Below are 18,530 nucleotides of genomic sequence, written 5' to 3' on the forward strand. Positions count from 1 at the left end.
GCACTCCCCGGCAAGTCCACGACGAGTACCAGGAACGCCGGCTCGCAGCATAATTAGCCATTAAAAGAGCTGTCCGGAAAACGCGGGGCGCATCAATCCGAGGACGAGGGGGATGATGTTGGCGTCGCAGGCTAGGCGCCTGATCGCGGCGGCTGATAGTCCGTCGCCGTATACGAGATCACCAACTGCACCTGCGGTGGCGGCTTTCAGGTCCTCGAGGTCAATCGTCACGGTGATGTTGGCTTTTGCTCCGTACCCCGGCACTCGGCTTCCCGTCCCGCCACCACTGCATGATGCCCGGGCCACATCACCACGCGACGACACACCGGACGTTGCGTCCGACGAGGCGTCGGGCATCGCGGCCGCGCTTGCTGACGTGCGGCTCGGCTCGTCGTCCGACGCATCGGGCGGGGCATCAGGCGTTGCGTCCGACGGCGCGTTGGGCGTTGCCGCCGACGGCGCGTTGGGCGTTTCGTCCGAGGGCGCAGCGGTCATCGCGGCCGCAGAGACATCGGTGTCGTACGGCAGGGCATCGGCGGTGGGCTGGCTCGGTCGCGTGCCCGTGTGTTTGACGGTGGTGTCGGCTGGGTCGGATTGTGCGGCGCTGGACGGTCTGGCACCGGCCTCCCGGGCTGCGGCAGCTGATGCGGTGCCGGAGGGCTTGTTCCCGGTCTCCCGGGCTGCGGCGGACCGTGCCGTGCGGGAGGGTGGGGTTCTGGTGTCCCGTGCTGGGGTAGATCGTGCGGTGCCGGAGGGCTTGGTTGTGGTGTCCCATGCTGGGGTGGATCGTGCCGTGCGGGAGGGTGGGGTGCCGGTGTCCCAGGAGGTGGCGGCGGTGGTTAGGGCTGTGGTTAGGGCGTCGGCCTGGCGCTTTTCTCGGGGGCGGGGGTCTAGTTCGCCGGCGGTGGTTTTGTGGGGGCGGGCGCCGGCGTGGATGATCGCGCGGAGGAGTTCGGCGTTCTCATTGGCTAGGTAGCCGCGGAACTTTACGCCGTTGTCGGCGGTGGAGAGGCTGAGGGACTCTCGTGCGTAGGCCTTGTGTTCTTCGGGTTCGGGGCCGTCGGAGTCCAGGAGGTCGCAGATCTTTCGGGCGGCGCTGCGGAGTTCGCGGGCTGAGAGGTGGCCGGCCAGTGAAACCAGTTGCTGCTCGGCGACATCGAGGTGCTCGACGGGTACTCGCGATCGCACCCGTTCCAGCGCGGAGACGATCGCCGCTGCCTGCGCTGGACGCATTAGTCGAACACCGTGCCCGGATCCATCGTTGACGGCTCCTGCGTCGGCACGATCCCCACCGACAGCCCCGGCATCGCCATTGGCGTCGGCGTCCGCAGCACCATCGCAACCGGTGCCGGTGTCGAGGCCAGCGCCGGTGTCGAGGTCGAGGTCGAGGTCGAGGTCGGCAGTGTCGCGGGCCGGGACGGTGTCGGTGTCCGCAGCTCCGTCCGCGCCGGTGTCGGTGTCGGCGGGGGTTTTGATGCCGTGTTGTAGGGCGTTGGTGATGGTGGGGTACTTCGGGAGGGCTCGGGAGAGGTGGACGTCTCGCCAGGCTTCGGTGCGGTCTAGGCGGTAGCGGAAGGCCAGGAGGTCTACGGCGTCGCGGGCTCCTAGTTCCTGGGCGTAGCCGGTGTCCTCGATGCGGGCTATTAGCTGTAGGCGGTAGCTCTGGAGTTGGGTGATCTGCGCGTCTAGCGCGTCTAGGGTCGATAGGAGGTCGCTGCCTCCCATCGACCAGACCGGCCGTACGCCTAGATCATCCATGCCCGCAACAGTAGACGTCGCTACCGACAGTTTTCACGGTCGAGAAACCCTTATATACAAAGGGATTATGTCGCTTGCCGAAAGGTAAGACCAAAGGTGTAGGGCGCGACTTCCAGCGTGTGGGCTGCGGTGGCGGCGGGGCCGCATGAGGCGGAGCCTAGGCCGTTCTGGGCCAGGTCCAGGTTGAGGTAGATGTGGTCGCGAGGGGTGAGGTCCGAGCGGTGGCGGGCGTGTTCTAGGTCCTCGGTGGTCCAACGGCGGGCGGTGAGCTGGAAGTATGGTGCGCCGGTGACGCGTAGGCCATTGCCTTCAGCATCGGTTAGCTCGGCCCAGCGGATGTCGGTGCGAGAGCCGTTCTCCTGCGGGACGACGTATGGCGTCTGCAGTTCGTCGACGGTGCGTTCGTAGCGGCCGACTCGGGCAGCTTGCCGGCTGTCGGAGTACGCCTCGCCTGGCCCGCCGCCGTACCACTGGACGTTCACCAGCGCCTTCGGCAGCACCATTCGTACGCCGACGCGCGGCCAGCTTCCGCAGCGCGGCGTTACCTCCGTGCCACCCCACTCGCCCTCTGGCACCAGGTCGACGGTCAACCGCAGGCCAGCGTCTACAGCAGTCCAGTGGTAGGTCGTTCGTACGCTGACGCCTAGGCCTTCAGGAGCGACGCGCGTGCGCACCACCACTGAGTTGTCGGTGAGTTCCACTCTGTCGACGCGTTCCAGCAACCGGTCGAGCCCAGCAGCGCGCCACTCTTGAGTGACGCCGTTGCGGCCGCCCTGCCCATTGTCGTTGTCGGTGGGTGCGCGCCAGAGGTCCAGCCGCGGACCGTCCACTGGTTGCCCGAACAGTTGAGTCAGCCGGCCGGTACGGCGCTCGAACTCGGCGCCACCGAGCCGCACCACATCCGCCTCCTCCACCACAACGCCTACAGGACGGTCCGTACTGTCAGCAGCAGACGCAAGCACGAACTGGCCCCACGCCACCTCATGTCCCGCGACTGCCCAGGCTGTGTCCTTCGCCAGCACCGCGCGCACAGTCAACAACCGCTCGGACTCAGAAAAGCTCACGCCCGTTGGTGACGGCAGCTCGACCGACTGACCCGGGGCCAGCTCAGGGACCTCCAGCCGTCCGGACTCCACCTCGACACCGTCGAGTGTGACCGACCAGAGGAACTCCAGGTCGTCCACGCCGGCGAAGGTTCTGAGGTTCTGGATGGTGAGCGGGCTGGGTCCGGTGATGCGGACCGGTTCCAGGACCTTCTTGTATTCGAGCAGCCCCGGTGACGGGGTGCGGTCGGGGAACAAGAGGCCGTCGATGCAGAAGTTGGTTCCGTGCAGCCGTTCGCCGAAGTCGCCGCCGTACACGTGGTTCGTTGCGCCTGGCAACAGCAGGCCGTGGTCGATCCACTCCCACAGGAAACCGCCCTGCAGCCGCGGATAGTGTTCCATCACGCGCTGGTAGTCCGCCAGCCCGCCGGGGCCGTTGCCCATGGCATGGGCGTACTCGGCGAGAATGAACGGCAGCGCCCGCCGGCGCGCCTCCAGCTCGGGGTGCTCGGCGGTCTCCTCCGGCACGTCCTCCGTGCGGGTCCCGATCGCCTCCAGATCCTCGAGCGGCGGGTACATCAGGCTGTAGAAGTCGGAGAACTCGTACGTGCGGTCGCGCTCGTAGAACACCGCCCGCTCCGGATCGCGCTGCCGTACCCAGGCGGCCAGCGTCCCGAAGTTCTGCCCGCGGTGGCTCTCGTTGGCCAGCGACCAGATGACCACGCTCGGATGGTTCTTGTCGCGTTCGACCATCCGCTGCATCCGGTCGAGCATCATCGGCGCCCAGTCCGGGTCGTCGGCCGGGTTGCCGCGCCAGTCGGTGTAGATGAACCCGTGGGTCTCGATGTCGCATTCGTCGATGACCCACAGCCCCAGCTCGTCGCAGAGGTCCAGGAACGCGGGGTGCGGCGGATAGTGCGCCGTGCGTACGGCGTTGATGTTGTGCTGCTTCATCAGCACCACGTCCTGCCGCATCGCCTCGACCGTCATGGCGCGACCGCGGCGCTCGTCGTGCTCGTGGCGGTTGACGCCGCGGAAGAACAGCGGCTGCCCGTTCGCGGTGAACACGCCGTCCACCATCGCGACGGTCCGGAACCCGATCCGCACCTCGACCGTCTCCCCCGGCACCTCGACCGTCGCGTCGTACAGGCGGGGTACTTCGGCCGACCACGGCTCGACCGCCGCGATTGGCACGGACACTCCGGGCTCGGCGACGATCCCCAGCTCGGGCACTCGGACCACTGCGTCCGGCGCCGTCTCGACCCGCAGCGCGCCGGCACCGGTCAGGTGGTCGTACGACGCATGCACGAACACGTCGTCGATCAACGGCCGGGCCAGCAGCGTCACGTCGCGGAAAATGCCCGGGAGCCACCACATGTCCTGGTCCTCGAGGTACGAGCCCGAGGACCACTGATGCACACGCACGGCCAGCGCGTTGCGTCCCGGGCGGAGCAGCTCCCCGATCACGAACTCGCTCGGCAGGCGGCTCCCCTTCGACGTCCCGGCCTCGACCCCGTTCACCCACACCCTGAAACACGAGTCGACGCCCTCGAACCGCAGTACGGCGCCGTCCAGCGGCCAGTCCTCGGGTAGGTCGAACCAGCGGACGTGATCGCCCGTCGGGTTCGTGTCCGGGGCGTACGGCGGATTGATCGGGAACGGGAACGCGGTGTTGGTATACCGGGGCCGCTCGTGGCCCTGCAGGACCCAGTGGCCGGGAACCTGTAGGTCGGTCCAATCATCGTCGACCGCTGGTATACCATCCGGCGCGCTGTCCCAGAGCTTGAAGCTCCACTGGCCGTTCAGGCTGATCCGCGGTCGCGACGAATGCATCCATGCCCGGGGCTCCCGCGCCCCGGTACTGGGCGTCAGATCCTCGAAATACCTCACTGCGCCTCCTTGAACACCTGAACATCCCAAGGACCCAACTCAACTAACCCCTGCGACTCCGCAGTGCCCAGGGGACCCAGCGGTATCGGCGGGGTGAATGCGACTGCTGTTGACGACCAGTTGTGGAGGAACCAGAGGCGGTCGCCCAAAGGGCTCACGGCTGACAGCGCGGTGACCGACGGGGACCAGAGGCGCGATTCGCCGTACAGGGCGGCTGCGAGCTCCGCGTTCGGGACAGTGCCGACGTACGTGACTCGGCCGGCGCCGAAGGGCTTGGTGGTGACGATCGGGCGTTGTTCGCCACCCGGATGGGTATACCGCGCCAGCACCTCGGCGTCGTTGACGAGCAGCGTCTCGGCCCAGCGCGTCGCGTGACCGGCGAGGCCGCTCACCGGCAAGTCAGTCACCAGGTTCTCGTACTCCTGGTATACCAATCCGGCCGCCTCCCGCAGGCGCGGCGGTCCGTCCTCGACGCGCGGCCGTGCCTCCAGGTCGGCGTACCCGGTCCGTGGTCCGACGATCAGATGCCCACCGCCGCGCGCGTACTCAACCAGCCGGTCCAGCACTGCATCAGAGGCAACGTAGAGCCCAGCGGCAACAACAACCGGCGCATCCAACGCCGCTTCGAGCCGCTCGACCGGCACCACCCCGGGCCGCAACCCTGCGTCCAAAACCCCTGCGTAGAAAGCACCAACGATCGTCCGGTACGACGCCTTGTCCGGTATACCACCCGCAGTCGCCAACGGCGGCTGGAACTGCAACGCCCAGTCGCTCTCGTTCGACCACAGCACCGCGACATCGACATCAGGCGTCAACCCGACGATCGTTTCACCCGCCACGGCCAGCTCAGCCCCGAGACCAGCGATCTCTTGGTATACCCGCCCCGGCTGCAGACCGTGCCCGAGGATCCCGCCCCAGAACGTCTCCGCCCCGTGGTTGATCGAATGCCAGTGCCAGTACTCGACCATCCGCGCGCCCCGCGAGACCATCGCCCACGCGAGCTGCCGGAGCTGGCCGTCGTACGGCGGCTTGTTCTCGTGGGATCCACCGATCGACGTGGCGTTCGTCTCGGTGACCAGGAACGGCTCACCCCGCGACCCGTACATGCGATCCGCCGCGAGGAACAGCTCCGCGACCGACCGCCCGATCCACCCCGGCGACAACCGCGACGGCACCGCCGGCCGCGCCAGCCCGTCCTGCACGTCCACATAAATGTTGCCCGCCGCAACGTCCAGCCCAGCGGTCAGCGGTACGTCGGCCACCGCGGGCCGGTCGTACGCGAGACAAGTCGTCACGAACTGCCCCGGCCGCCGCAACGGCCGGACGAGTTCCGCCTGCCAGCCGATGAACTCGGTCGTCCGCGAGGCCTGGAAGCGTCGCCAGGCCAGGTCGTACGACGGCGTACTGTTCCCGTCCGGTCGCCACAACTCCGACCAGTCGCTCAAGCGATGCGACCAGTACGTCAGCCCCCACGCCTCGTTCAGCGTCTCGACATCGCCGTACTCACGCCGCAAGCCGGCCACGAAGGCATCGAAGGCGGCCTGGTTGTGCGCGAGCAGCACACCCGGCTCGTTGTCGACCTGGTACCCGATGACGGCCGGGTGGTCGCGATACCGCTCCACGATCCGCCGCACCACCCGCTCCGCATGGAACCGGAAGGCCGGCTGCCCGTAGTCGATCTCCTGCCGGATCCCCCACGGCACCGGTCCGCCGGTGCGCCGTTCGGCCGCGATCTCGGGATGGGCCCGTTGCAGCCACGGCGGTACGGCGTACGTCGGGGTCCCGAGGATCACGCCGAGCCCACGGTCCTTCGCACCATCGAGCACCGGGCGGATCCACTCGAGGTCGAAGACACCGTCCCGGGGTTCCCAGGTCGACCAGACCGACTCACCGACACGGATCGCGGTGATCCCGGCCGCGACCATCAGATCCAGGTCGGTCTTGGTCCGGTCACCGAGCGAGCGCGGCAGGTACTCCGGGTAGTAGGCCGTCCCCAGCACGACATGTGGCGGCAGCATGCGCCAACGCTAACCGACACATCGCCGCCCATGCAATCGTTTGCACAAAGGGATTTCTCAGCTCATGCCAATCTCTTGACGCGCCGAACCCTCGCGCAGATCAGTGAGCGCGCAGCTCAGCTCGCGCGGATCTCTTGGCGCGTAGTTCCTCAGCTAGCGCGGATCCGCGCCCGCCGCCGGACCGGCCCGGTGCTGGCCCGCACCACAAGCTCCGGCGTCAGCAAATCCGGCGCCGGCCACTCGGCACCCCCGAGCCGCGCAGTCAGCTGCTCCCACGCCAGCTCACCAAGCTTCGCCCGCTCGTTGCGCAACGAGGTCAACGGCGGCCGCGAGTACGCCGCGATCGGAATGTCGTCGTACGACGCGACCGACAGCTCGGCCGGCACCTCGACGCCGTTGTCGTACATCCAGCTCAGCAACCCGATCCCGACCAGGTCGTTGAACGTGATGACGGCGGTCGCCCGGCTGCGCAGTACGGTCGGACCGGCGTCGTACCCGTGGTTCCCGGACCAGCCGCCGTCGATCTCGTCGAGCGTGACATCGAGCGAGCGCGCGGTACGGCGCAACGTCCGGCGGCGCTCGCCGTCGGACCAGGAGCTCGCGGGACCACCGACGTACAGCACTCGTCGGTGGCCTAGACCGGTGAGGTGTTCGAGCAGCAGCCGGCTCGCGGCGCGGTAGTCGATCGCGACCACGCCCGCGTTCTTCACGCTGCGGTTGATGCACACCACGGGCACCGGCTGCGCGAGCGCCTTCTCCAGACCGGCGCGGGTGAGCCGCGAACTGCACAGCACCAGCGCGCCCGAGTAGTCGACGAGCTCGTCGACGAGCCGCAGTTCCTCGGCCGGGTCCTCGCTGCTCTCACCGATCAGCAGGCGGTAACCGCCCGCCCGCGCGGCCGCGTTCAGCCCCTTCAGGACCTCGGAGAAGAACGGGTTGGTCAGGTCGGGGACCGTGACGCCGACCGTCAGCGGCCGGCCGAGTTTGAACTCCTGCGCCCGCTTGTCGGCCCGGTACCCGAGCTGGCCGGCCACGGCCCGCACATGCGCGACCACCTCGGGCGAGATCAGGTCGGAACCGTTCAGCGCCCGCGACACCGTCGAGACCGAGGTACCGGCCTGCTTTGCCACGTCGATCAACCGAACGCGTTCCGCCACTGTCGTCCCCTAAGGCCGATTTCTTTAGGTCTGGCCGATCCGCACGTTCCGGATCGTGACGTCGTCGGCGTACTGTACGACAGCTTCCGCCGCCACCTCGTCGAACCGGCTGTTGGTGATCGCCACGGCCCGAACGTGCTGTGTCTCCGCACCCACGATGCGGTACGCCCGCTCGGCCCGGGCCACCCGGACCCGGTCGAAACGGATGTCGCGCACGTCGGGGAACAGCGACTGGTCGCCACCACCCTGGTAGCTGAAGGTGATCTCCAAAGGACGATACATCCAGGCGCCCGAATCCACGTCTCGGACATCGACATTGTGCACATAGCCACCGCGTGTCGAGGTCGACTTCACACACAGCAGCCACTGCAGGAACGCCTCGTCCGCAGCCGGATCGGCGAGCGCGGTCAAGCGGCGGACGAACACGTTCTCGATGCCGCCGCTCATCTCGCTGCCGACCGCGACCGCGGCGCCACCGCTGACGAACGTGCAGTCCTCGACGATGATCCCCTTCGACGGCAGTCCGAGCCGCCGGCCGTCGGCGTCCCGGCCGGACTTGATCGCGATGCAGTCGTCGTGGGTCGCGAACGTGCAGTCCCGGATCAGGACATCGGTGCAGGACTCCGGGTCGCAGCCGTCGCCGTTCGGGCCGAGGTTGTTCACGGTGACGCCCTGCACGGTGACGTTGCGGCACTCGAGCGGATGGATCGTCCACATCGGCGAGTCCTTGATGGTCACGCCCTCGATCAGCACGTTCGTACAGCGGAACGGCTGGATGAAGCTCGGGCGCAGGTAGTGCCCGGCGCCGAACACCCGCTGCTCGACGGGGACCTGCTCGTTGTTCATCCGTTCGAGTTCGGCCCAGTCGGCGCGCTGGTTCGGCAGGCCGTTGTGCCAGCCGTACTGACCGCTGCCGATCAGGTACCACCAGTGCTCGTTGTCGCCGGCACCGTCGAGCACACCCTTACCGGTGATGCCGATGTCGGTCTGCCCCTCGGCCCGGATCAGGGGCGAGTAGTTGTACACCTCGACGCTCTGCCACCGCGTCCGCACCACCGGCAGGTACGCCGCCGGGTCGGTGCTGAACCGCAGCGTCGCCCCCTCCTCCAGGTGCAGGTCGACATGACTCAGCAGGTTGATCGCACCGGTCTGCCACAACCCAGCAGGTACGACGACGTGCCCGCCGCCGGCCTGGTGGCAGGCGGCGATGGCGGCAGCGATCCCGGCGGTCGCGTCGTCGGGCGTGGCGCCGTACGCCGTGATCGGGAACCAGGCGTCGCGGAACCGGGGCGGCCGGATCCGCGATCGCACCAAACCTTCGATACTCGGATCGGCAGCACTCGGATCGCCAGTACTCGGATCAGCGGCAGCCGGCAGGCCGATGCCTGCAGCAACCACTCCACCGAGACCGGCACCAAGCAGTAGACGACGGGTGGGACGCATGGGCGGGGGCCCCTTCCTCAGGAGAAGCAGGTAAACCTTTGCCCGCAAGTATCCAAGAGATTCCGGGCCGGTCAAGAGTTCGCCCGCACCAGGCGTTGACACACCAGCGCACTGCGGGCACGATCGGTTGCAATCGTTTGCATGCTAGGAGGCCGAGGATGACCGCCCCCGTTCGTCGCCGTACTGTCCTGCTCGCCGGCGGAGCACTCGCCCTGTTCGGCGGCGGTACCGCCCCGGCCGCCGCCGGCCTTGCTCCGGGTGCTGCTCCCGGCCCCACCCCGGACGCCGCCGCCGACGCGCAGGTCGCGGCGATCCTCCGCCGGATCAAACCGCCACGCTTCCCGGACCGTTGGTTCGACATCACCGATTTCGGTGCCGTCGGCGACGACGCGACGGACTGTACGGCGGCCATCCGCGCGGCGATCGAGACCTGCCATCAACGCGGTGGCGGGCACGTCGTCGTACCGGCGGGTGATTACCGGACTGGTGCAGTACATCTGCTGAGCCGGGTGGACCTGCATCTCGAGGACGGTGCGCGGCTCGCGTTCAGTCAGGAGCCGTCGGCGTACCTGCCGGTCGTGCCGACGCGGTACGAGGGGACGGAGTGCTACAACTACTCCGCCTTCGTCTATGCGTACGGTCAGCGCGACATCGCGGTCACCGGCGCCGGTGTGCTCGACGGCCGGGCCGACACCACGCACTGGTGGGACTGGACCGGCGGACCGCCGCCGAACGAGGGTCCCGACAAGACGCTGCTGATCCAGATGGCGGCAGCGGGTGTCCCCGTCGAGGAGCGGGTGTTCGGCGACGGACACTTCCTCCGGCCGAACCTGCTGCAGTTCAACCGCTGCGAGAACGTGCTGCTCGACGGCGTGACCGTCAAGGACTCGCCGATGTGGAACATCCACCCGGTGCTGTGCCGCAACGTCACGATCCGCGGCGTGACCGTCGACAGTCCCGACGGGCCGAACAACGACGGCATCGACCCGGAGTCGTGCACCGACGTACTGATCGAGAACTGCACGATCTCGACCGGTGACGACTGCATCGCGTTCAAGTCCGGCAAGGACGCGGACGGTCGCCGGGTCAACGTGCCGGCCCGGTACGCCGTCGTGCGGAACTGCACGATGGCCGACGGGAACGGCGGCGTGACGGCCGGCAGCGAGACCAGCGGCGGCGTGATGGACATCTTCGTCCGGGACTGCACGATGAGCAGCCCGCACCTCGAGCGGGCGATCCGGATCAAGTCCAACCCGGCCCGCGGCGGCACCATCGCGAACATCGACGTACGCCGGGTCACGGTCGGCCAGGCCGCGGATTCTGTGGTCGAGATCGTGCTCAACTACGCCAACGTCACCACCGGTGCGTACCCGCCGGACGTGCACGGGATCAGCATCAGCCAGCTCACCGTGGCGTCCGCGCCCCGCGCCCTCAACCTGCTCGGCCTGACCGACGACCCACTGCGCGACATCCGCCTGCACCAGTGCCGCTTCGACGGGATCACCGACGACAACGTGATCCAGAACGTCGAGGGTTTGCGCCTGGACCAGGTCTGGATCAACGGCGCCCGCGTCGACAACTGAAGGAGCCCCTGATGGACAACTTGAGCCGCAAGAACTTCCTGCGCCTCGGCGCCGGCGCCGCCCTCGCCCCGACCGCCGCCGCGCTCGTCACCAACCCCGCCTGGGCCGAGGCGGCCCCCGGCGACCCGGGTCCAGGCTGGGGCCAGGTCGGTGACATCCTCGCCAACACCCGCCCGCCGCACTTCCGCCCGCGCGACTTCTCGATCACCAGCTTCGGCGCGGTCGCCGACGGCAAGACCCTGGCGACCGACGCGATCGCGAAGGCCATCGACGCCTGCAACCGCGCCGGCGGCGGGCGCGTCGTCGTACCGGCGGGAACGTTCCTGACCGGCGCGATCCACCTGAAGTCGAACGTCAACCTCTTCGTCTCCGCCGGTGCGACGCTGTTGTTCAGCACCAACCCGGACGACTTCCTGCCGGTCGTGCTGACCCGCTTCGAGGGCGCCGAGTGCATGAACTACTCGCCGCTCATCTACGCCCGCAACTGCGAGAACATCGGCGTCACCGGCTCCGGGACCCTCGACGGCGGCGCGACCTGGGACAACTGGTGGTCCTGGGTCACCCCGTCCGGCCCGGACGCGCAGGCGCTGCAGCAGATGGCCGCCGACGGCGTACCGGTGGCCGAGCGGGTGTTCGGTGCCGGGCACCACCTGCGCGCCGCGTTCATCGAGACCCAGTCCTGCCGCAACGTGCTGATCGAGGGTGTCACGATCCTGCGCTCGCCGTTCTGGGAGGTCCACCCGGTGCTGTCGCGGAACATCACCGTCCGCGGGATCCACATCGACAGCCGCGGCCCGAACAACGACGGCATCGATCCCGAGAGCTCGCAGTACGTGCACATCCAGGACTGCACGCTGGACTGCGGCGACGACTGCATCGCGATCAAGTCCGGTCGCGGCGCCGACGGCCTGCGGATCAACGTGCCGTCGGAGAACATCCTGATCGAGAACTGCACCCTGAACATCCGGTACGGCGCGATCACCATCGGCAGCGAGATGACCGGCGGCGTGCGGAACGTGTTCGTCCGCAACTGCACGATCGGCAGCCCGAACCTGTACTTCGGTCTGTACATCAAGACGAACTCGGTCCGCGGCGGGTTCGCGGAGAACATCTACCTGCGTGACCTGGAGATCTCGAACCTCACGAAGGAAGTCGTGTCCTGCAACTTCTACCGCAGCGAGGGTGACGTCGGCCCGCTGACGCCGCGGGTGCGCAACGTCGAGCTCCGGAACGTGAACGTCGGGCACGCCCGGAACGCGTTCTCGATCTTCGGCTACCCCCGCTCACCGATCCAGGACTTCCGGATGATCGACTGCACCTACACCAGCATCGACGCGGCCAGTTCGATCCAGGACACCGACCTGACGTTCCGGAACTTCACCGTCAACGGCAAGGTCATCACCGACGCGAGTCAGCTCACGTGACGAATGCTCCCGGCTGGCCGGACGCCGACCGCATCCTGCGCGACGTCCGGCCGCCTGTCTTTCCCGCCGTCGACTTCCCGATCACGTCCTACGGTGCGACCGAGGACGACGCCGGCCCGGGGATCGCGGCCGCCATCTCGGCGTGCAATGCGTCAGGTGGCGGCCGTGTTGTCGTACCCCCAGGGACCTGGCGCACCGGCGCCATTCGTCTGCTGTCGCAGGTCGAGCTGCATGTGTCGGAGGGGGCGACGCTGCTCTTCAGTACCGATCCGGCCGACTACCTCCCGGTTGTCGAGACGCGGTACGAGGGGCTCGAGGTGCTCAACCACTCCCCGATGATCTACGCGAACGGCTGCACCGACATCGCGATCACCGGCACCGGGACGCTCGACGGTCAGGGTTCGTGGGACAGCTGGTGGCAGTGGTTCCACGAGTGCGACGACGAGTTCAAGGTGCTGCGGGAGCAGAGCTTCTTCGGCGTACCACTCGAGGACCGCATCTCCGGCCGGCGCCTACGCTCGAGCTTCGTGCAGCCGTTCGACTGTACGAACGTGCTGATCGAGGGCGTCACCGTCGTGCGCTCCCCGTTCTGGCAGATCCACCCGGTGCTCTGCCGCAACGTCACCATCCGCGACGTCGTGATCGACTCCCAGGGCCCGAACAACGACGGCATCGACCTCGAGTCGTGTCGTTCGGTCGTGGTCAGCGGGTGCGTGATCGACGCCGGCGACGACTGCATCGCACTCAAGTCCGGACGCGAGGCCGACGGTCTGCGGGTCGACGTACCCACTGAGGACGTGCTGATCGAGGACTGCGAGCTGCGGGTCAAGTACGGCGCGATCACGCTCGGCTCGGACCTGACCGGCGGCATCCGGAACGTCTACGTGCGCAACTGCCGGATCAGCGGTCCGTACTTCGCTCTGTACATCAAGACCAATGCGGTCCGGGGTGGTTTCGTCGAGAACATCTATCTCCGCGACATCACCGTTACGAGCGTGCTGAAGGAAGTTGTCCAGTGCAACTTCCACCGCGGCGAGGGCGACAACGGCCCACTCACTCCGTCGGTCCGCAACGTCGAGCTGCGCAACGTCAAGGTCGAGCAGGCCCGGAACGCGCTCCTGCTGCGCGGTTACCGCCGTTCACGGATCGAGGACTTCCGTCTGGTGGATTGTGAGTTCACTGTCGACCAGCCCAGCACCGTGCAGCACGCGGTGCTGGGCTTCGACGGCGTCACCGTCAACGGACATCCGGTGAAGGATGTCCACCAGATCCGCTGACTAGGGCAGGTGCGCGCAGTGCACGTCGAGATCCCACAGGATGACCGACAGCGCGTACGGGCTGATGGCGTGCTCCTGGTGGGTGGCGTCCTCCAGGAGCTCCCAGTGCCCGTTGGACTCGTTGCTGACCGCATCCGTCCCGATCACCGCGATCCGCTGCCGCACTGCCGCCTCGTACGACCGGTGTCCGACACCGTTGAAGCAGCAGTCGTCGAAGCGATTCAGGATCTGCATCTGACGCCGGTTCGGGCCCACCGAGGCGAGTGCGTAGAAGTCGGGGAAGTCGGCCAGGCCGTAGAACCCGGGCTGCATGTCCAGCCGCTGTTCCCAGTCGCCGCGCGTCGGGCTCGGCTTCGGCGACCCCGGCCGCACGAAGAATGGCAGCGAGCCGGCTGTCGGGTAGGACCTGGTGATGCGCGTGTCCAGCGCCGGGTAGATAGTGGTCGCCCAGCCGCCGCCCGACAGGCCGACCATTTGCACCGACGACGGCCGGTACGTCGCCTGCACGTAGTTCATCGCCACTGACAGCGGCTCCAGGAACAGCGCGAGCGGCGAGTACGTGTCCGACGCCCACTGCGGCAGGTCGTTGTGCGACGGCTGTAGCTGCTTGCTCGGGTCGGCCGGGTCCTGCAGAGTCTTCGGGTTCCAGTGGTAGAACGGCATCGCGAACAGCAGCACGGTGTACCCGTGGTCGAGCAGGCCCTGGGTGACCGGCTGCATCGTCTCCGGACCTTCACCGTGGCCGTTGTGGTAGAACGCGACCCGCCGATGCGTGCTCTGCGTCGGCTCCAGCACGAACACGGTCGAGACGTACCCGAACCGCATCGCCACCTCGAGCTTGTCGTACCGCCGTACGCCGGTGAACGCGGGCAACTCGGCCGGCACACCGACATCCCGCCGTACCGTCGGCAACCCGGTCGGCAGCACGCCGGTGTCCTTGAACACCTGCGCGACCAGTTGCGGGCGCAGCGCGTCGGCGTCAGCGGCGGTGTGGATCTTCATCAGATCCTCGACATCGACCCCGACGACGACCTGCGGCAGGGTCCTGTACGTCGCGGCGTGGGCGGCCGCGATCTCGGCGTTCACCGGCGCGACGGGACGCGGCGCGGGGTGCGGCTGCACTCCCCCCGCGGGGACCTCCGTCGCGGCCGCGTTCAGCGGCCATCCGGTCGCGCTGCCGGCAGTCACGGCGAGAGCACCTCCGAGAACGGTCCGACGGTTGACGTTCTTCATCTTGGGTCACCTTTCAGGGCGGGGAACAACCGGGTGCCATCCGCCGAACACCGACGCCGGGTCGCGCAGCTGCGCGGCCTCCTCGTCGCCGAGCTGCCGGGAGCACGCCAGTCGTGCGGTGGTGTCGAGCGGGCGGCCGGCCAGGTCGGTGCTGTGGTACTCCCAGAACCGGATCTGACCGGCGGCCGCGCAGTCGTTGGGGCTGGTGATCTGCCAGCCGGTCTTCTTCACCTGGCTGTCCATCGCGGAGTCGATGAACACCACCTGGCTGGTCGGGAACCGGCTCAGCTCGGCACGCGCCAGGAACACGCTGTCATCGGGTACGCCGGGCCCGCGGGTCAGCTTCACCCGCACGAAGATGTTGCCGGGTCCGTTGTCGATGTTGCGGACCTGGTTGTAGTAGCCCTCGTGCAGCGCCTTCAGCTCGGAGTCCTGCATGAACACGCCGCCGGTCCCCCAGACGAAGTCGACGTCACCCTCGACGTAGCTGTTCGTCACGAACGTCTGGCCCTGCAACCTCAGGCTGTCCTGGTACCCGAGGATGCGGACCCGGGCCAGCACCATCCGGCTCCCGTTCCCGAAGAACGCCTCGGCCTGCGAGCCGCGGTACGGCGTGAGGTTCTGCACGGTCACGTCGCTCATCGTGAAGTCGTCGGCGAACACGGCCATCGCCGAGCGCCAGCAGTTGAACCGGTCCGACTGCGGGATCACGCGGCGCTGGCAGTACGACTGCTCCTGCGGGACGCTGCCCATCGCGGAGTCGCCGTTCAGCAGGTTGTTGTTCGGGTAACCGATCACGGTCTTGCCGGCGCCCGCACCGCTGATCGTGATGCCGGGTTTGGTCGGCGGGACCCAGACGAGCTCGCGGTACAGGCCGGGCGCGACGTCGATCGTCGACTTGTCGCCCTCCTTGACGAAGTCGATCGCTGCCTGGACCGTGCAGAAGTCCTTGCCCTTGCCGACGGTCAACCGGCTGTCGCTCTTCGGGTCCTGCTGCGTGCGGAAGCGCCAGTTCTTCACCCCGGGGTCGCCGACCACGAAGCCGGGATCGACCGTCGCGTAGTACACCTGGCCGGGCGCCAGCCGCTGATGCGGGTAGACGGTGACCGTGCGCCCGTCGACGACGACCGCCTGGTAGGCCCAGGTGTGCACCTGATCGAAGTCCGTCCGCGCGCCACCGACGGTCCGCTGGTACGACGCGAGGCTCGCGAGGTCGATCGTGTCGACGACGTCACCGTTCGCTTGGTGGATCTGAAGCTTGCCGGTGACACCGAGCCGCACGGGTCCCTGGAACGTGAGGCTGAGTGGCGTGTCGGAACAGGTCGCGTCCTCGGGGCCTTGCGGCGCGAGTTTCGGCGTACCGACGGGGCCGGTGGACCAACCGGTGAGGCGCTTGAGGACCGTGGTGAGTTTCGCGGCGGCGACCTCGTGACCTTGGACGTTCGGGTGGGTGCTGCCGTTGAAGTCGTCCGGGCCGAGCCAGCCGGTCGTGTCGACGTACACGATCTTGCGGTCGTTCGTTGCGGCGACGGCCGCCTTGATGTCGTCGGCGTGGGTGCCGTTGAACGGGCGCAGGGCAACGATCAGCGCGTGCGGATCGGTGGCGCGGATTTTCTGCAGATAGGCGAGGTACGCCGGGGTGAACTCGGCGCTGTCGTAGGCGGCGTCGTTCGTGCCGAAGTTGACGACGACCGCGCCGGGGTCGGAGCTCGCGGCCGGGAAGCCGGCGAGGTTCCAGCCGAAGGAGTCGATCGCCGTACCGACGTTGCCGTGGCCGGGCTGCAGGATGCCCTGCTTGCCGAAGCCGACCTGGTTGGTGTCTGCGCCGAACGCCTCGCCGACCAGGTGCGGGTACGCCTTGGTGCCGTCCGCGCAGTCGGTGCCGAGCTGCGGGCAGAGCGCCATCACGCCCTGGGTGATCGAGTCGCCGTAGAACTCGATGCGGTGCTCGGCGGTCGTCGGCAGCGGAATCAGCTTGGCATCCGGAGCAAGCTCGATCTTCTTCAGCACGACACCGGTCTGCAGCGGGACGTTCCAGCGGTTCTCGTACTCGTCGACGTCCTTGACCAGGATCTCCGCGGTGTGCGCGACGCTCGCGTCGAGGCCGTCCGCGAAGATCTTGTGGTCCGCGTCGACCTTCTGCAGCGTCGGGGCCTGGCCGTCGATCGACACGTACAGCTGGGCCGGGACGGTGATCGACGCGGTGTCGAACAGGGCACCGAGGTGCGAGCCGGTGAACCGGAAGCGGACCGACGAGCCGGAGTTCACCGTGATCGCGACGTCGTCGTCGCGGCCCCAGTGCCCGTCGAGCTCGATCCGCGGGTCGAACGGGCCGTACGTCGCCGGGTTCGCGCCGGTCGCTGCGGCCGCGGCTCCGGCCGACAGACCGGCCGACGCGGTCAGCAGGACCGCTCCGGCCAGCACGGCCAGACACAGACTGATCAGACGATTTCGCACGGCGTCTCCTCGCGCGGACCGCCGCACAGAAGCCCGGGGCGGTGGGCGGGTAATCCTTTTCCTGGCTACCGTCGCAGCGCGCCGCAGTCGCGTCAAGAGCTCACGGCGAGAAAGCAGGAAAAGGTTTACATCCGCGTGGATCTGCCGGGATCGGCAGCGTTTTCCGGTCTGGTCGTGGTCCAATGGCCCGGTGAGACCGCGCAAATCATCAAAGCCGGCCAACGACCGCGCCGCGACGACCGCCCGCGCCACGATCCACGACGTCGCCCGGCTCGCCGAGGTGTCGACCGCGACCGTGTCCCGGGTGTTGAGCGGCGGCAAGGCCGTGTCGCCCGAGGTCTCCGACCGGGTCCGCGCGGCCGCCCGCGACGTCGGCTATCGCCCGAACCCGGCGGCCCAGACCCTGTTGCGCGGCAGCAGTCGCACGGTCGGCGTCGTCGTACCCGACCTCGGCAATCCGTACTTCGCGGAGATCCTGAAAGGCGTCGCCGCCGAAGCCGCCGCCGACGAGCACCACACGCTGGTCGCCGGCACCGAAGAAGACCCGGAGCAGGAGTACCGCTCCGCCCTCGAGCTCGCCCGCTGGGTCGACGGCCTGCTGCTGTGCGCGCCGCGGATGAGCACACCCCGCCTCCGCGAAGTCGCCGAAGCCGCCCGCCGGCTCGTCCTGATCAACCGGGTACTGCGGCATCCCGCGGTCGGCTCGGTGGTTGTCGACTACCACCTCGGCGTTCGCGCACTGTGCGAACACCTGGCGTCGCTCGGGCACAAGAACATCGCGTACCTGCAGGGCCCGACCGCAGCATGGTCCGATCAGCAACGCCAACGTGGCTTCCGCTCCCCCGAGGCGTCCGGGCTCACCATCATCCGCGTGCCGTGCGGCTCGACGCTCGTCGACGGACGCCAGGCGGTCGACGAGGCACTCACCTACAAACCGACCGCGATCATCTGCTTCAACGACCACGTCGCCGTCGGCGTCCTCAGCCGCCTCCGGGAACTCGGCCTCTCCGTCCCCACCGACATCTCGGTCGCCGGCATCGACGACGCCCCGATGAGCGCCCACACCGACCCCGGCCTCACCACCTACGCCGTCTCCACCGTCGAACTAGGCCGCCAAGCCTGGCAACGCTTCGCCCCCACCCTCACCCCCGCCACCACCCACATCCAAGGCGCCCTCACCATCCGCGCCAGCACCGCCCGCCCACCCCACTAGCCCACCAACCCGCGGTCGGTTATCCCCTGGCGTG

The 18,530-nt window shown here is 68.2% G+C and carries 11 protein-coding genes; 4 read left to right on the forward strand and 7 right to left on the reverse strand.

Annotation, left to right across the window (positions count from 1 at the left end; genetic code table 11):
* Positions 1–60: 60 nt before the first annotated feature.
* The 5 genes from AC0662_RS38555 to AC0662_RS38575 all read right to left on the reverse strand — a co-directional run bounded on the left by AC0662_RS38555 (position 61) and on the right by AC0662_RS38575 (position 9,177).
* Entirely contained in the window at positions 61–1,758 is a 1,698-nt protein-coding gene (locus tag AC0662_RS38555; RefSeq protein ID WP_478306878.1) for a DUF222 domain-containing protein, read from the reverse strand.
* Positions 1,759–1,823: 65 nt separating this feature from the next.
* Complete coding sequence (locus tag AC0662_RS38560; protein WP_478306880.1) at positions 1,824–4,691, reverse strand: glycoside hydrolase family 2 TIM barrel-domain containing protein; 2,868 nt, start codon at positions 4,689–4,691, stop codon at positions 1,824–1,826.
* Positions 4,688–6,709 (reverse strand): beta-galactosidase, encoded by a 2,022-nt coding sequence (locus tag AC0662_RS38565; RefSeq protein WP_478306882.1) that lies wholly within the window; start codon positions 6,707–6,709, stop codon positions 4,688–4,690. The genes AC0662_RS38560 and AC0662_RS38565 overlap by 4 nt, the downstream gene beginning before the upstream one ends.
* A 149-nt stretch (positions 6,710–6,858) precedes the next feature.
* A complete protein-coding gene (locus tag AC0662_RS38570) occupies positions 6,859–7,866 on the reverse strand; it encodes a LacI family DNA-binding transcriptional regulator (protein WP_452200617.1) in 1,008 nt (335 codons plus the stop codon).
* A gap of 24 nt (positions 7,867–7,890) precedes the next feature.
* On the reverse strand, positions 7,891–9,177 hold the full coding sequence (locus tag AC0662_RS38575) for a glycoside hydrolase family 28 protein (protein WP_478306884.1): 1,287 nt from the start codon (positions 9,175–9,177) through the stop codon (positions 7,891–7,893).
* Positions 9,178–9,467: 290 nt separating this feature from the next.
* Here AC0662_RS38575 and AC0662_RS38580 point away from each other — a divergent pair, with 290 nt between their 5' ends.
* From AC0662_RS38580 to AC0662_RS38590, 3 genes are read left to right on the forward strand one after another with little or no spacing between them, the layout of a single operon-like run.
* On the forward strand, positions 9,468–10,892 hold the full coding sequence (locus AC0662_RS38580) for a glycoside hydrolase family 28 protein (protein ID WP_478306886.1): 1,425 nt from the start codon (positions 9,468–9,470) through the stop codon (positions 10,890–10,892).
* A gap of 11 nt (positions 10,893–10,903) precedes the next feature.
* Positions 10,904–12,316, forward strand: a complete 1,413-nt coding sequence (locus tag AC0662_RS38585) for a glycoside hydrolase family 28 protein (protein ID WP_478306888.1) — start codon at positions 10,904–10,906, stop codon at positions 12,314–12,316.
* Entirely contained in the window at positions 12,313–13,593 is a 1,281-nt protein-coding gene (locus AC0662_RS38590) for a glycoside hydrolase family 28 protein (RefSeq protein ID WP_452200609.1), read from the forward strand. The genes AC0662_RS38585 and AC0662_RS38590 overlap by 4 nt, the downstream gene beginning before the upstream one ends.
* Here AC0662_RS38590 and AC0662_RS38595 read toward each other — a convergent pair whose 3' ends face one another.
* Entirely contained in the window at positions 13,594–14,826 is a 1,233-nt protein-coding gene (locus AC0662_RS38595) for a hypothetical protein (protein WP_478306890.1), read from the reverse strand.
* Positions 14,827–14,832: 6 nt separating this feature from the next.
* Positions 14,833–17,283 carry a pectinesterase family protein gene (locus AC0662_RS38600; protein WP_478306892.1) on the reverse strand — a complete coding sequence of 817 codons (2,451 nt, stop codon included), beginning with the start codon at positions 17,281–17,283 and terminating at the stop codon, positions 14,833–14,835.
* A gap of 190 nt (positions 17,284–17,473) precedes the next feature.
* Here AC0662_RS38600 and AC0662_RS38605 point away from each other — a divergent pair, with 190 nt between their 5' ends.
* Complete coding sequence (locus AC0662_RS38605; RefSeq protein ID WP_478306894.1) at positions 17,474–18,496, forward strand: LacI family DNA-binding transcriptional regulator; 1,023 nt, start codon at positions 17,474–17,476, stop codon at positions 18,494–18,496.
* The last annotated feature ends 34 nt before the right edge of the window (positions 18,497–18,530 follow it).

This window comes from Kribbella sp. NPDC043289 (assembly GCF_056436705.1).

Bases quoted from the DNA above. Each gene is read 5' to 3' on its own strand.
- AC0662_RS38555 (WP_478306878.1), bottom strand. From the start codon at position 1,758: ATGGATGATCTAGGCGTACGGCCGGTCTGGTCGATGGGAGGCAGCGAC.
- AC0662_RS38565 (WP_478306882.1), bottom strand. From the start codon at position 6,709: ATGCTGCCGCCACATGTCGTGCTGGGGACGGCCTACTACCCGGAGTAC.
- AC0662_RS38580 (WP_478306886.1), top strand. From the start codon at position 9,468: ATGACCGCCCCCGTTCGTCGCCGTACTGTCCTGCTCGCCGGCGGAGCA.
- AC0662_RS38585 (WP_478306888.1), top strand. From the start codon at position 10,904: ATGGACAACTTGAGCCGCAAGAACTTCCTGCGCCTCGGCGCCGGCGCC.
- AC0662_RS38595 (WP_478306890.1), bottom strand. From the start codon at position 14,826: ATGAAGAACGTCAACCGTCGGACCGTTCTCGGAGGTGCTCTCGCCGTG.